Annotated in this window: 11 protein-coding genes, 1 tRNA gene, 1 other RNA gene and 1 pseudogene; 1 reads left to right on the forward strand and 13 read right to left on the reverse strand. The window is 53.8% G+C overall.

The window, feature by feature from the left end:
• Nucleotides 1-29: 29 nt before the first annotated feature.
• Nucleotides 30-105: non-coding RNA, sX9 sRNA (locus FHY19_RS01260), on the forward strand.
• Nucleotides 106-457: 352 nt separating this feature from the next.
• Here FHY19_RS01260 and FHY19_RS01265 read toward each other — a convergent pair.
• The 13 genes and pseudogenes from FHY19_RS01265 to FHY19_RS01325 form a co-directional block, all read right to left on the reverse strand.
• Nucleotides 458-2,077 (reverse strand): alpha-glucosidase, encoded by a 1,620-nt coding sequence (locus tag FHY19_RS01265; RefSeq protein ID WP_259160970.1) that lies wholly within the window; start codon nt 2,075-2,077, stop codon nt 458-460.
• Between the two features lie 302 nt (nt 2,078-2,379).
• Nucleotides 2,380-4,836 carry a VirB4 family type IV secretion/conjugal transfer ATPase gene (locus FHY19_RS01270; protein ID WP_259160972.1) on the reverse strand — a complete coding sequence of 819 codons (2,457 nt, stop codon included), beginning with the start codon at nt 4,834-4,836 and terminating at the stop codon, nt 2,380-2,382.
• Between the two features lie 99 nt (nt 4,837-4,935).
• Nucleotides 4,936-5,244, reverse strand: coding sequence for a VirB3 family type IV secretion system protein (locus FHY19_RS01275; protein ID WP_259160974.1), 309 nt, complete (start codon nt 5,242-5,244; stop codon nt 4,936-4,938).
• A complete protein-coding gene (locus tag FHY19_RS01280; protein ID WP_259160975.1) occupies nt 5,237-5,641 on the reverse strand; it encodes a TrbC/VirB2 family protein in 405 nt (134 codons plus the stop codon). Before FHY19_RS01280 ends, FHY19_RS01275 begins: the two co-directional genes overlap by 8 nt.
• A 166-nt stretch (nt 5,642-5,807) precedes the next feature.
• Nucleotides 5,808-6,524 (reverse strand): annotated as a pseudogene (locus FHY19_RS01285) (lytic transglycosylase domain-containing protein); the annotation flags it as partial.
• Nucleotides 6,525-6,576: 52 nt separating this feature from the next.
• Entirely contained in the window at nt 6,577-7,617 is a 1,041-nt protein-coding gene (virB11, locus tag FHY19_RS01290) for a P-type DNA transfer ATPase VirB11 (RefSeq protein WP_259160976.1), read from the reverse strand.
• A 14-nt stretch (nt 7,618-7,631) separates the two neighbouring features.
• The gene (locus FHY19_RS01295; protein ID WP_326521098.1) at nt 7,632-8,813 is read right to left on the reverse strand and encodes a TrbI/VirB10 family protein; all 1,182 of its coding nucleotides are present in this window, start codon (nt 8,811-8,813) and stop codon (nt 7,632-7,634) included.
• The gene (locus FHY19_RS01300) at nt 8,810-9,577 is read right to left on the reverse strand and encodes a TrbG/VirB9 family P-type conjugative transfer protein (RefSeq protein WP_259160977.1); all 768 of its coding nucleotides are present in this window, start codon (nt 9,575-9,577) and stop codon (nt 8,810-8,812) included. Before FHY19_RS01300 ends, FHY19_RS01295 begins: the two co-directional genes overlap by 4 nt.
• On the reverse strand, nt 9,574-10,587 hold the full coding sequence (locus tag FHY19_RS01305) for a type IV secretion system protein (protein ID WP_259160979.1): 1,014 nt from the start codon (nt 10,585-10,587) through the stop codon (nt 9,574-9,576). The genes FHY19_RS01300 and FHY19_RS01305 overlap by 4 nt, the downstream gene beginning before the upstream one ends.
• Nucleotides 10,588-10,715: 128 nt before the next feature.
• A complete protein-coding gene (locus FHY19_RS01310; protein WP_259163780.1) occupies nt 10,716-11,126 on the reverse strand; it encodes a toxin co-regulated pilus biosynthesis Q family protein in 411 nt (136 codons plus the stop codon).
• 349 nt (nt 11,127-11,475) lie between these two features.
• The gene (locus tag FHY19_RS01315; RefSeq protein ID WP_259160981.1) at nt 11,476-13,149 is read right to left on the reverse strand and encodes a type IV secretory system conjugative DNA transfer family protein; all 1,674 of its coding nucleotides are present in this window, start codon (nt 13,147-13,149) and stop codon (nt 11,476-11,478) included.
• Nucleotides 13,150-13,185: 36 nt separating this feature from the next.
• Nucleotides 13,186-13,428, reverse strand: coding sequence for a hypothetical protein (locus FHY19_RS01320; protein ID WP_259160982.1), 243 nt, complete (start codon nt 13,426-13,428; stop codon nt 13,186-13,188).
• A gap of 616 nt (nt 13,429-14,044) precedes the next feature.
• A tRNA-Val gene (locus FHY19_RS01325) sits at nt 14,045-14,119 on the reverse strand.
• Nucleotides 14,120-14,138: the final 19 nt, after the last annotated feature.

Genomic DNA, 14,138 nt, shown 5'->3' on the forward strand with positions numbered 1-14,138 from the left:
AACGGGCGATACCGGAGCTCAAGAGGGGTATGTGCCGCTCGTGCACTCCGATTCAGAGTGCCCCACCCACACCAATTGACGACTGCTGGCTGCGTTCTGTCAGCCGCTTTCAATCGAGGAGATCGGGTGCTGAGCGCCATATGCGCACCTGACTTCTCGACATTCCCATGCGCACCAGACGCCGTGACACGCGAGCCAGTGCGTCGACTGGCGATGTCGCGATCACACTCAGCTTCATCAGGCACCCGGCTCCTGCAGCTTGATCGGGCCGGCGCGCACGCATTGCCGTTTCCTGCAACAGCACCACCCATGTGACGCATCTTGAGTCGCTTGCCGGGCACAGCGCTCGGCGCAAGCACTGATTGGTAGCAGACACCGCATACAAAAAAAACGAGGCATCACGATGGAATGCCTCGCCTGTCTCACTCAATCACAGCTAACCGCCTGTGAAACGGTGCTATCGGCCCTCGCCCGTGGCGCACACCACCGCGTGCCCAGGCAAGCTCACGCGTCCATCCTCGATCACGCCCCGCGCCCCCCCCGGGACATCGAGCTGTACCCATGCGCCTTCAGGCAGCGCAAGCTCGGCAACAGCGGACGACAAATTGAAGGCCAACAGCATGACCTGGCCTGCATGCTCACGACGAAACATCAGCACCGGCTCGGCGGTGTCGTAGAACGTAATCGCTCCTTCGCACAAGGCCGGCATGCGCTTGCGCCAGGCAAGAAACGCACGCACCGCGCTCAACACCGACTGCGCGTCGCCCTGCTGCACACTTACCGCGGCCAGGCGATGCGGCTCGGCCAACGGCAGCCACGGCTTGCCACTGGTGAAACCCGCTGACGGCGCATCGGTCCACGGCATCGGCGTGCGGCACCCGTCGCGCCCCTTGAAGGTTGGCCAGAACGTAATGCCATACGGGTCCTGCAGATCCTCGAATGCCACATCCGCCTCACCCAGCCCAAGCTCCTCGCCCTGGTACAGGCAGACCGAACCACGCAGCGAACACAGCAGCGCCACCACCATCCGCGCCAATGCGGGCGACGCATCTTCGCCGCCCCAACGCGTCACTGCACGCACCACGTCATGATTGGAAATCGCCCAGCACGGCCAGCCTTCCAGCATGGTCGCCTCGAGCCGGCTGACCGTCTCGCGGATATAGGCAGCGCTGTAATCCTGCACCAACAGCTCGAAGCTATAGCCCATGTGCAAACGGCCCTTGGCGGTGTACTCGGCCGTGGTTGCCAACGAATCTTCCGAAGAAATCTCGCCCAGGCTTACCGCATTCGGGTAGCGATCGAGCAACGCGCGCAGGCGCTCCAGGAACGGCAGATTCTCCGGCTGCGTGTTGTTGAAGTAGTGGTATTGGTACGCGTACGGATTGTCCGCACTGAAGCCACGCCCCACCCGCTTGTCCGCCGGCTTGGCCGGGTTGTCGCGCAGCTGCGCATCGTGGAAGCAGAAGTTGATCGCATCCAGACGGAAGCCATCGACCCCGCGATCCAGCCAGAACCGCACATTGTCCAGGGTCGCCTGCTGCACATCGGTGTTGTGGAAATTGAGATCCGGCTGATCCACCAAAAAGTTATGCAGGTAGTACTGCTCGCGCCGCGGCTCCCACTGCCACGCCACCCCGCCGAAGATCGATAGCCAATTATTGGGCGGCGTGCCGTCCTCGCGCGGATCGGCCCACACGTACCAGTCCGCCTTTGCGTTGGTCTTGTCCTGCCGGCTCTCCTGAAACCACGCATGTTCGATCGAGGTATGGCTCAGCACCTGGTCGATCATCACCTTCAGCCCGAGCGCATGCGCCTTGTCGAGCAGGCGATCGAAATCTTCCAGCGTGCCGAACAGCGGATCCACCGCCCGGTAGTCCGCGATGTCATAGCCGAAATCGGCCATCGGTGACTTGAAGAACGGCGAGATCCAGATCGCATCCACGCCCAAGCCGGCGATGTAGTCGAGCTTGGCGATGATGCCCGGCAGATCGCCCACCCCGTCGCCATTGGAATCGAGAAAACTCCGCGGATAGATCTGATAGATGACGGCCCCGCGCCACCATGGTGTCTGCGACATATACGCCCCTCCCGGGCCAATGCGGGCGCGAGAATGAGCGCCCTGCCAAGGTTGCTAGCGTAGCTCCGCACAACTCTAAGAGCGCACATGTGCATACGTATTCATGTCATCTAAAAATACGCTATCAAAATCCCAAAAACCCCTCTGAACTCTAATATTCGAGGTAGCAAAGCATGTCGCGCCAAAAAAAATCCAGATAATGCGGAATCGAAACCGATAGATCCCTAAAGCTACAAAAATCCGCGAAAACAGATGGCATTTAGCCGGTGCATGGCACGCATACGCGGGCCATGCACCGCATGCTAGGCATGATCTTCCGCTTGCTTATCAGCACTCGATTTCCGTCTACCGGAACCTTTACGGTTTGCATAAAACTCTTCCAACCATTGCTCGGGCGTCAACTGATCGACGCTAACACCAAGCTTGTTGGCTTGTCGCGACAAAACCTGCTGCATAATCTCAATATTATCAGTCGACGACGAAATCACTGAAAGCGCGTCATCCATTCCACGCAGATTGAGCTGACATACAGCGGACGCATGACCTTGCTTCACTAAAAAACAACGCGAACGTTCATCAAGGGACACCACCACCTGATATTCCGCGTCAGTAAGCTTAAGCCCTTCCATGTAATCGTCACGACTGGCATTTGGGTTAGGCAGCAATATCATTGTCGCCGTCTGCTCAATCAAAGCTGCCGCAATATCACTGGCCAACGCATCCTCAGGGCTCTGCGTCGCAAAAATGCCCATGCCATTCTGCTTTCTGATGGTCTTCTGCTTGTTCTTTGCAAACTCTTTCAAGCCACCCTTGCCATCCAGAATTTTCCAGAACTCATCCATAACATAGATCAGCGGGCGCCCATCGATCAAAGACTCCAGGCGATGCAGTAAATAATTAATCACTGGCACACGCACTTCAGCATTATCAATCACATCGGTATAGTCAAAGCCGATGATGGAGGCCCTTTGAAGATCGACTGTGTCCACTGGATTATCGAACACCCAGCCCAGCGAATTCCCTGCCGTCCAGCGCCGCAGTCTTGCATAAAGCCCATCGTCCCCCATATTAGGCAGGCTTTTGCGGAAATTACTCATGCTGCGCAGATGCATCGGAGTGTCTAACATGCCCTCCACAGCACGAAAAATATCCTCCTCTTCGCGCGAGCTGTATTCTACCTTACCGCCCAACACCTTGATGAGCTCTGAAAGAAACTGCGTATTCGCCTCGTTTCTCTCGCATTGAAAAGGGTTGAATCCAGTGGGAGCGCCATTTTCAAGCGCCAGATAATTACCTCCACAAGCACGCACGAATATCTCGGCCCCACGATCCTTGTCGAAGAAAAATATCGTGGGTATAGGATCAAATTTTTGCACTTGACTCAACAAAAAGTTGATTAGCGCCGTTTTACCTGTACCGGACTTTCCAATCACCATCGTATTGGCGATAGCTTTCTCACCCAGAGAATTTTCTGCAGGATGTGTGGCATGAAAATTAAAGTAGTAAGGCTGACCATTGGTGGTCTGCAGCGTCGTAACGCATTCGCCCCAAGGATTATTGTTCTGCTTCCCCTGGGCAAAGTTATGCAGAGGAGAAAGCCCAAGGAAATTAAGAGAACTGAGATTCGCGATACGCGTACGGAAGCGCCAGTTTCCCGGCAGCTGGGCATAGAAAGAGGATGCTACGGCCAGATCTTCCTTAGATGAGACAAAGCCTGCATTAGACAACTCGGCCCTGGTCGTTGCTATCTGCCGTGCCAACTTCTCCTGGCTATCAGCGTAAATCGCAATAGTGAAGTGATATTCACCTAGAACGAAATTTCCCGAAGCAACGTCGTCCATTGCCACGTCCAAATCACGAATCTGGCTTGAAGACTTGTCACCTGACGAAATCATCATCCCTTTGGTTCGCTCAAGCACCTTAAGTGCGTCGTGGCGACCGACCGGACTAAAAGAATGGGTTACAACATATTCAAAATCAAGATATTTTAAACCATTCAGAATTCCCGGATATGTACCATCCGAATATTCCTTAACGTTCAAGATAGCGCCAAAATGATTAATCCCATCCGGTGTACGGATGACAAAATCACCTGTCTTGTTTGCAAACATATGTTTACTAACAGGCAAATACGCTTGTACCGGGGCCTGCAATACCGGAACGGGCTCGTCAATTCTATTTAGCAAATAACCTAGAAACTCTAAAGTCTCTGAAAAAACAACTCCATTTTTAGCCTCATACATACCCAAACGATAAGGCGAATAATCTTTCAGCACAGCCTCGACATTCGTGGCCAGCTCGATCACTTTCGCCACTGCTTGATCTTCTTCCGACTTGAGCCGCTCAGGGTCTGCTGATTTTTCTACTAGGCGCCGTCCGGTGACTACAGGACGGTAGATCATGCTGAAATAGAGCTCGTTTTGCATGATCTTTTGCGAAGACAGTGCCGCATAGTACTCGTCAGACAACGCCTGATTAAACGACTGCTTGAAGCGACTGCCGTTACCGATCTTACGACGCCGTCGGACATCGTGAACCCAAAACGCAACGTTGGCAAAATCAGGCGCACGTAAAGTCTGCAACAACCGATTAAAGGTGTTATGCCGTTGCTCAAGCTCGAACTCATCCCTGCCAACAAATGGCAAACCGGCGAGATGCCAGATCAAAAGATAATCGCCACCAGTTGTCTTCAGCACCGAAGGTGCCACGTGTGTCGAAATAGATACAAACTCACTGATTGGACTATCTGGGCTGAACATGGCAATACCAATAAGAAGGATTCACTGCAAGACTAGGCTCTGAAAGACCAACCCCATGCAGATTCAATGCATGGGGTTGGTCGAGTTATCGCCTGTACGCTAAGGCTTCCCGGGGGGATTTTTACGATATTCGTTTGGACTAAACACCCACATTCCTGAATAACGCTGCAGATTACGAACGCGAAATCGAAATAACCATCTCAACGCCAGCAACCTGAAAATCATCTCATCGCGCTTTGCCATCTGCTGCATTATAAAAATGAATACAGGAATGGTCAGGAGATACCACAGATTGAGATACATGCCCATCATCAGGCCTCCACCGGCGCCAATGAAAAAGGGGATGTATGGAACCCCCAAGAACATTGCAGGGCGGGTGCACCCGCGAAAGAGCACGTCTTTATGCATAATGATGCAGCGCTTGGAGTAATGCCATTGCCGATTCACCCTGGCACTGGCTGTCACGCTTACCGATAACCATGTTAGCAATCTGTCCCGCAGCGCCAATCAAGACACCGCCGATAAGAATTGGAGAGACTTCCGAAATTCGCTTATGAGCAAACGCGATCTGGTAACCGGCCACAATCACGGCGATCGTTACGACAGCTACAGAACCCATGGTGAGGAGCGAATTTACATTATCGAGAAATCCACAGACTTTTTCGTCAGTTTTCGCCAGATCGCCTACTTGCGCACCGGCGCCACCGGCAACGAATAGAGCTGAAGTGAAAACCAAAGCTTTCAATGCCTGAATACCGACCATCTTAGCGTCGGCGACCAACTGCTTGTTATTCATCATTTGCATTTTCTATCTCCTTTAAACAGGGGGGCTTGCAGCCGTCCTATGGCAACATTCTTCCTTGTTAAAACACGAAAGCACTATCCACTGGAACTTGCCTTTGAAGCTGCGGATTGGTGGGCGCAGCAGATGGGGACCCGGCACTCAACGTAACCGACTGAGATGGCGCAACAGCCGGGACAGCAACTCCGCGCCCTTGGCCCGTTGCCTTAATTATATAAAGGTCGTTGGGTTCAGTCGGCGTGACGGGCGTCGGACCATTTGTACTTGCAAGGGCTGAGGAATTTTCGAGTGGAGCCGCAGGTTGCGAATTCACCTGTGGCGACTGTGCCATGCCCTGCACTCGCCTAGAAACAATTGCATCGGCCAATTCTGCTGCTGCCTGACGCAACGGACTCCTGACACCAACCTTGATTGGTTGATTAGGAATAACTCCGATCGGCTCGACGTTATCTACTCGTGCCGCCGACTGCCGAATGGATGCATAAATTTTTTGTACATACCCATGCTTAAACCCCGTCTCGAAATTACCGGAGTAATAGCAGCTGAAAGACTTGCCCCAGTTAGCACCTGACCGAGAATGGCATTCTGCAAGGATCCTCGAAGCAGCCACGAGGTTTGGACATTTTTCGAAAGCCATTTCGTAACTGGTCAAGCCATACTTCGCTAAATTATAGCGATTCACCTGGCCAAGCCCGAGAGAAAAGTTGTATCCCTTTTGCTCCAGCATCTTTGCCGTGGCAACTGCTTCTTGCAGCCCTCTCGGCTCACGAACAAGTCTCCCACCGACCACGCCAATTGCGTAAGGATTCCGCGAAGACTCCACACGGACGACATGCTGCATCACCTCGCCGGGGACAGCTAGTCCGGTGCAGCCCATTAGTTCCATACCTGGCAACATAGCGGCTCCTTAAACAAGATCAATAGCGATAGACGACAACTCAACCACCACGCAAGGTTCGAATTGGATCAAAGTCAATACCAGTGATGTAGCGCCGTCCCGCATGCGCTTTGATATGCACTACTATATCAATGGTCATACGCAGCAGACGTTTTATTACTTCAAATTCTAACCCAGAACCTTCGTTAGAGGCTTTGACCATAAGCGCAAGTTGGTCCCAGGTTTGCTCAACGCTACCAGCATGGCAACTGGTGATTGAGCCAGGGTGGCCAGACGCACAATTACGAATGAAATAGAACGATTCATCGCCTCGCAACTCGGCTAATATGATTCGATCGGGCTTCATTCGAAGGCAGGCCTCCATGCAGCTTTTAGCTGTCACGTTACTCGCGCTCTGCCCGCCCTTAGAATATAAGAGATGAACGGAGTTAGGCTGACTTATAAAGAGTTCTCTTGCGTCTTCAATGGTAACAAGTCTCTCTTCATTTGGAATGTGGTTGACGAGAGCCTTCATGAACGTGGTTTTACCACTGCCTGTCGCGCCCGCAACAACAACATTTTTCTTGTAGAGAACCGATTTTTTGAAAAACTCAGAGTAATCTCTGTTACGGCGTAGCTCCAGCAATTCGCGATCTTGATCGCTAACGTCAGCAGCCTGCTCTAGTACTTGATCAAAAAATCCATCGTGTTTGTATTGCTCCAAAGTCTTGGTGTGCTTTGAGGGCAGACGGATGGTAATCGAAACTTTTCCAGCGTCACAAGCAGGTGGAATTACAAATTGCGCACGCTGCCCCGTTGGAAAAGTCAATGAAACAACAGGGTCAGCGTCCGTGATCCGCTGACCGGTGTTGCTTTCATTAACAACCGCAGTGCAAAACTGCCTAGCACGATCAAATGTCAGTGAAGGCACATCTACACGCTGCCAGCCATTGATGGTCTCGAGATACAGCTCGCCCGGACGATTGATGCAAATTTCAGTGACCTCTGGAGAGTTCAAGTAATCCAAAATTCCCAAGACGGAATACTGATAATCCAAAAAATCATTCGAGATTTTTGCGAGTGGTGAGTCTTCAATCGTCACGGAGTAACCTTCGTTCACTTTGGCAGCACAGCCGAAAAATCAACATCTTTGGCCACATACACATTCAGTACGGTGCCCTGATTGATTGTCACCGTCGATGGACGACGGCCGGATTTTGCCACTGCTTGCTCGGCAATATCCTGAATGCTGCGCGCAGTATTACTCTCGAATGGCTGCTGAGTGATCACTCCGCTACCTACTCCGACCGTTGTCGTCTGGGGGCCGTATTCTGCCGCAGCATATTTAAATGCATCACTCAGCATACTAATGAACAACGCAGAGGCTATTTTATTTCCCCAATGTGCATCATATTGGCCCGGATGCCCCGCGCTGCCAAGGTTATCAATGCCTGGCCCCTCCAGCATTACATCAATACCCGTGGGCGTTGTGATGCGATCCCAAACCACCTGCATGCGAGGCGAAGTCGGCTCCTTGGCAGCATATTGGCCCAACATCTTTGACCCCTTCGGCAGCAGGAGTTTATGGCCATTTATTGAATAAACAGGCTCGGTAACAATGCAGGACGTAAAGCCATCAAAGTCACTGATGATGCGGGTTTCCAGTATGCAACGAATATATGTACCTCGGACAAGCAAACCATCGGGATTACTAATCGGCTTTGCCAGCGTAATTTGCTTATCTAGTTGATCTTCAGGAGTTCTTGCAGCGCTAGCACCGCTTGCAGGTCGCAAATCAGCATCAGCACCCTGTTCTGCAAGAATGCGCCGCTCCAGAAGCGTGGGACCACGTTCCCGCTCAGGAGCGACAACAGGAGGGGGGGCATCGTTATACTCCGGCGGCTCACTCGGGAGCGCCAGCGGACTCTGCTGCTGGACGAGCGGCACTGGTTCTGGCGCGGTTGGTGCACCCAAGTTTTGAGGCAGAGCTGGCGCAATAACGGTTTCTGCGCGAGGCTTAACCACCTCTGGTTTTTCTGAGTTACGCGATACCAGCCAAAAAATGGCGAGTACTAAGAGCAACGCGATGCCAGCCAAGAACATCAAAGCTTTGCGATTAAGCCGCTTCATGTCATTAGATTGCAAAACAGGTTCGTTTGCATCTAGGTCTGGGGATTCGGCGGACCGATGACGTGCAAAATAGGGGTTACTGCCATGCTCGTCATGTTCAGAACGCGACTGCGCATCCATTTCTCCGGGAATGCGCTCATCAGAATTATTTGGAGGGTTTGAGTTCACTTTTGCTTATTCCTTCGCAGACCTACCACATTGCTCCCATGGCGCACTACCAGATATGGGTAGGTGCCGTGCACGATCAATGTATTCCCCTCAACCGTCGTGTTGACCAAGAAATCCTCACTATGCTCTTTCTCGCGGCCAAAGACTGCCGGAAAATTTCCAGTAGGAAAACGCGTCAAATCCATATTTATGTAGGTAAACTTGCCGTCGTCATACACCCGACTCGGGATCAACCACGATTTCTTAGTGCGCGTCGAATAGTCGTAATCATAATAATAACGACGATCCTTGAGGATCTTTGCATTCAACTGCGGCCCATCTTTTGCAGCAATCAGATCCTCGGCACCATTGAAGCTCGTGTCCTTGGGATAAGTGAAGACAATTTTGTACTGAACACCGGCCTGTTTGGCTTGTTCCAGGCGCTGCCAATCAGTTGCGACGACCTTCAGCTCCAGAATGTATGAATGGGTTGCGGTACGAATCATCATATTCGTATCGACATCGACATTCTTCGGCTTTAAGTAAAAAACATTTTCGCGACGCGTCAGCTCCCATCCACCAGTAAAACCCGTACTGTAATCGAGGATTTTCTCATTGGGGCTGAGTTCAATCTGGGTAGTAATACCCAGACCCGTACGAACTTGGTATATTCGATCCGACTCATACTCATATTCTTGTACCACCTGCGCAGCGACAGGGAAGGCGCATAACCCAAGAGGAAGCAACGCTAGTAGCGCCATTTTGTATCGGCTAAAGAGTTTCATCTACCGCTCGCTCCATTGACATTATTTTGTGCTCCCTGGGGTTGAATGGCGGGCTGGGCCTGGTTTGGATACATTTGCGGTGCCTGTTGCGGTGCCGGAGAGACACCGGGTGCTGCTGGTGCACCCTGCTGCATCGGCACTGTTCCAGGTAGCGCTCCGCCTTGAGTAGCAGTGTTAGCCATATCACTGGTGGCCCCTGGCTGCACAGCAGGCACCCCCGAAGCGGTTACGGTCGTCGGCGCTGCCAGCGGTGCGCCCGATGCCGGAACCGCAGGCAGCGCAGAGTAATCATTATCAACCCGGTAATCTGTCACTCTGAAACCGAGCGGATTTTCCACCCTAAGGTCGTCGCTCATTTCAAGATTGTCTTGATAAGCAAACTCCATCGTCGCAATTTTATTATCAAGCAACGTAGTTACAGTGGAGCTTTTATCATAGATATTGCGCTGAAATCGAACGGTCGCACCCGTATATGCCTTACCCCTACCCCCGATAAGCGTAATGCTCAATATATTGATACGTATCGAGCGATTCCTACCGTAAATGTTAAAAGGCCTAGAAGCATTGTTCGCCGCATGCAGCGCTCGATATTCCGCCAACACACTCGTAGCCGCCATTGAAACTACGGTATTCCAATCTCGATCGCTGATATTGGATGCATCGTACGATTCACGTGAGATAATGAACCTTGCGATATTGCTGCGTGCTAATGCTTCGCTGGTACTCACCGAACGCCCGCCGAAATTGGCTTCGAGTTTGGCGATCGTGCTCGTACCTGAATAGGCATCCGCCATTACAAGATAGGGAACTTTTTCCTTCAGAGGCAGCATGTAGTAGTAGCCGCCAGCGGTCAGCACGGTGACGAGCGTGGACATCATCGCCACCATCCAAGCACGTTTTTCACTACGGCGGGCAAGGTCAGCGATGCTGACCTCATAATTCACCGCTTTCTGGACTGCCGCGCCCACTTGGGCGGATCCGTCCTTCTCATTGACTTTCTTACGCAACATGTCTAGATCCGTCACCGTGGGGCCTTGTCAGGCCTGAAACTGTTGCCGCGATGGGTTGCGGGCACTTGGGAAGCATGGACGTGCTTGAAAATGTGATGCTCAGGTGCAGCACATCGGTCGACGCTCCCTTAGAGCTTGGAACCCGTTGACACTGGTACCGGCTGCACGAGCAATTTATTGGCAGAGACTGAGACCGAGACTCCCTGCGCGGCATACACCGCACTGAGTTCAGTTGCGGCTTGCTGCACGCTGGTGGTGCTGATGTTCGAAACCGGCGCGATAAGGGTGTAGTCCGACGGCAGGTTGTAGGACAACTGCATGTTGGAGTCCGCGGCCCAACGCTCAAGCATCGTCTTCAGCGTGCCATCCATCGGCGTAGCCTGATACGTGTAGGAGGTATAAAGAGGAATTTCGGTTGGAGCCTCGTCAAAGTGATTGACGTGCTTCCAGCGCCCACCAAAGTCAGGAGCAGGCTTGGTCGCGCAGGCGCCAGCCAACATGGCAGCCGCTAACACCAACGACAGCTTGGACACATACATCGGATTCACTCTGACTTCTCCAACTCATGAAATTTCGGGCTTAATGACGGACAGCACTACGGCCCCACACACCTAAAGGTGACGGAGCGTCGAGAGCTTTGAGAAACCGGCTGGAAACGCGAGGCGCACATGATCCGCCCAGGCAGGCGGAGCAGTGCAGCGCAGACGCGCGGGCAAGCGACACGAACATACCGAAGAACCATCCATAGCTTTACTCCTGTACGACCCCGTCCGGCGCCGTCCCCTTAACAAAAAATCAACAATGCAGGAATTCTGGATAACTTTGCCCTTAACGGACACATGAGTCAAGAATTACCCACACATATCTACCACCAATCCGTGATGGATATCACACTCCCATGGAAAGCGTTTTCACATCTGTTTTGGGCAGCAATCGCGCGGTGAAGTAGCGATCTTCGTAGTAGCGGATCTTGTCGCACTTCACAGGATGCGGAATGCCTTCATACAGGAAGACTTCCTTCTCGTTCCCCATTGCCTTCAGCTCCTGCGGCAACATCAATGCACGCCGCTCCTCCGACACGCTGCGCGTTGTTTCGCGCCCCCTTGTGATGTTTTTCTTCTTGATCGTCGTGTAGCCCAACATCTCCGAGTAGTCGTTCGCGTCCTGTTGTTCGCGCGGTGCGTACAGGATCTGCAGGGCGTGGTTGGTGATGATGGTGCGCGACAGGTCCTTGCCATAGGTCGCGTCCAGCTGCGCCATGCTCTGGATGATGGGCAACAGACGGATGTTGTAGCCCGCCATGTAGGCTACTGCCGTCGCGATGATGTCCACTTTGCCGATCGAGGTGAATTCGTCCATGAGCAGCAAGCACTGGTACTTGAGCTCGGGGTTGGACTTCGGCAGTTCGCGGGTGTTGAGGTTGATGATCTGGCTGAAGAGCAGGTTGATGATCAGGCGGCTCTCGGCCAGCTTGTTGGGCTGGATGCCGATGTAGATCGTCATCTTCTTCTTGCGTAGATCCGTCAACATGAAGTCGTCGGCGCTGGTGGCCGCATCCAGCACGGGGTTGATCCACGCGTTGAGCGGTTCTTTCAGGGTCCCCATGATGGACGCGAAGGTCTCATCCGCCTGTGACAGCATGTTGGCAAAAGCCGACTTGGCGTTGCTGCTCAGGAACCTGCGCTCGGACAGCGACTTCAGGTATTTCTTGAGGTCGGTACCGTCGCCCGAAGACAGGCGGTAAATTCCGCCCAGCGTGGGCGCCCCTGCCCCGCCCGGGAAGCCAAGCGACAGCTCCTCATCCCAGTTTTCAAACAAGTACAGAGCAAAAGCCAAGAATGCATTACGCGCCTGGCTGACCCAGAATTTTTGATCGTCCGAGCCGTCCGGATACAGCATGGCTGCGATGCTCATCAGGTCCGACACGCGGAATGCGGGATCGTTCGACACGTAGGTCAGTGGATTCCAGCGATGGGTACGCCGATCTTCCGCAAACGGATTGAAGAGAAAGACCTCGTGCCCCTGGCTGGCGCGCCAGCCGCTGGTCAGATCGAAGTTTTCCTGCTTGATGTCCAGGACGACGATCGACTCCTGGTACTCAAGCAGGTTGGGGATGACAACACCCACGCCTTTACCTGAGCGCGTCGGCGCAGCGAGGATCACGAATTGCTGCCCGCTCAGACGCACCAGCTTGCCGTTGAATTTACCGACGACGATGCCGTTTCCGCTTGGCTTGAACAGGCCGTGCTTGGCGAGATCGGAAGCCCCGGCGAAGCGCGCGTCGCCGTGCAATGCAGGCGCCTTGGGCTTAAGTGCCAGAGCAATACCGATGATCCAGATGAGCGCCGGAAAACCGAAGCCGATGCCACCTGCCATCTTGATCTTGGTTGCATAGGGAGCAACCTCGGGCAGTCCCAGCGCGCTGTAGTAGCGGTAATAGGTGTCCCAGCTATACAGGCCCGTATCCAGCCGCAGCAGCAGCAAGGTCACGTAGCCGGACAGCAGATATCCGGCAAGCAGCGCCACCGCAGTGGCAATCGCGATAATTTTGGCTTTGGACATGCGCCCTTCTCCCTAGGCTTGCAGCTGGACTGCGGTCTAACGGCGGACGACAGGCTTGTGGTCGATCAGGCCCGCTTTGCGGCCTCCGCTCTCGCTCTCGACAAGCGAGTCGATCCACACCTTGGCTTGATCCAAGGAAAGATCCGGCGTGATTCGCGTTCCAGCATCGGTCACGACCGCATACGCCACCACCGCATCGGGTGCATACACCTCGTCGCGCGTGATCGCCACAACGCGATACCCCCCCCTGGTCAGCACGGTGTGCTGATACTCGTCCATCGCCAGCCTTCCTTTCCGTCAGCGCGGAGGCGATGCTAAAGCAAGACGTGTGATGGAGAAAGCGGTTTCGGAGGCGCCCGTGACTGTACGCGTCGCGCCGCCCCATCTCTGAGCCCGATTCGGCGAGCTTGGTTTGGCCCTTCCGACGGTGCAGCGGCAGACAGATACGCGCTGGCCGATAGCTCCGCTGCTGCCAGCACTGGATCCTTCATCGCCTGCGCCGAGCTATTGAGTGATGTCGCGAGCCAACGGCTGCCTGGGGCATGACGTGGGGTCGCGTGGCGAAAGGTGCGCCTTGGCTGGCGCTGCAGGCGACAGGGTTCGTGCCCAGAACATTCCGACACACCATCGCCACGTGGCTACGCAAGCGCGGTGGGGCCGCATGAGAGTGTCCGACTTGCTCGGTCACCGTGCAGCAGGCACAACTGACCGCTAAGCGAAGTTCGATCCGACGTATCCGGACCAAGCGAATGAAGGGGTTGGCGTTGATCGCCGAGAACTTGGCCAAGCACGCACCCAGGTTGAGGAGCTCCTCATTGGGGCCACTTTGATTTATTGGCAGACATCGCTGCCGACCATGTAACCACTCAAGTCGCCGTGCCATCTGGACTTGGAGTGGTGGGCGGTACAGGGTTCGAACCTGTGACCCCTACCATGTCAAGGTAGTGCTCTACCGCTGAGCTAACCGCCCGAATCCTGCGCCAGCATTG

Origin of the sequence: Xanthomonas sp. 4461, assembly GCF_024806475.1 — a bacterium.
Lineage (GTDB): Bacteria > Pseudomonadota > Gammaproteobacteria > Xanthomonadales > Xanthomonadaceae > Xanthomonas > Xanthomonas arboricola_F.

What these genes read in the sequence shown, in the direction of transcription:
- FHY19_RS01305 (WP_259160979.1), bottom strand. Translation starts at nt 10,587, where the DNA reads ATGTTGCGTAAGAAAGTCAATGAGAAGGACGGATCCGCCCAAGTGGGC.
- FHY19_RS01310 (WP_259163780.1), bottom strand. Translation starts at nt 11,126, where the DNA reads ATGTATGTGTCCAAGCTGTCGTTGGTGTTAGCGGCTGCCATGTTGGCT.
- FHY19_RS01315 (WP_259160981.1), bottom strand. Translation starts at nt 13,149, where the DNA reads ATGTCCAAAGCCAAAATTATCGCGATTGCCACTGCGGTGGCGCTGCTT.
- FHY19_RS01320 (WP_259160982.1), bottom strand. Translation starts at nt 13,428, where the DNA reads ATGGACGAGTATCAGCACACCGTGCTGACCAGGGGGGGGTATCGCGTT.
- FHY19_RS01300 (WP_259160977.1), bottom strand. Translation starts at nt 9,577, where the DNA reads ATGAAACTCTTTAGCCGATACAAAATGGCGCTACTAGCGTTGCTTCCT.
- FHY19_RS01280 (WP_259160975.1), bottom strand. Translation starts at nt 5,641, where the DNA reads ATGCAAATGATGAATAACAAGCAGTTGGTCGCCGACGCTAAGATGGTC.
- FHY19_RS01265 (WP_259160970.1), bottom strand. Translation starts at nt 2,077, where the DNA reads ATGTCGCAGACACCATGGTGGCGCGGGGCCGTCATCTATCAGATCTAT.
- FHY19_RS01270 (WP_259160972.1), bottom strand. Translation starts at nt 4,836, where the DNA reads ATGTTCAGCCCAGATAGTCCAATCAGTGAGTTTGTATCTATTTCGACA.
- FHY19_RS01275 (WP_259160974.1), bottom strand. Translation starts at nt 5,244, where the DNA reads ATGCATAAAGACGTGCTCTTTCGCGGGTGCACCCGCCCTGCAATGTTC.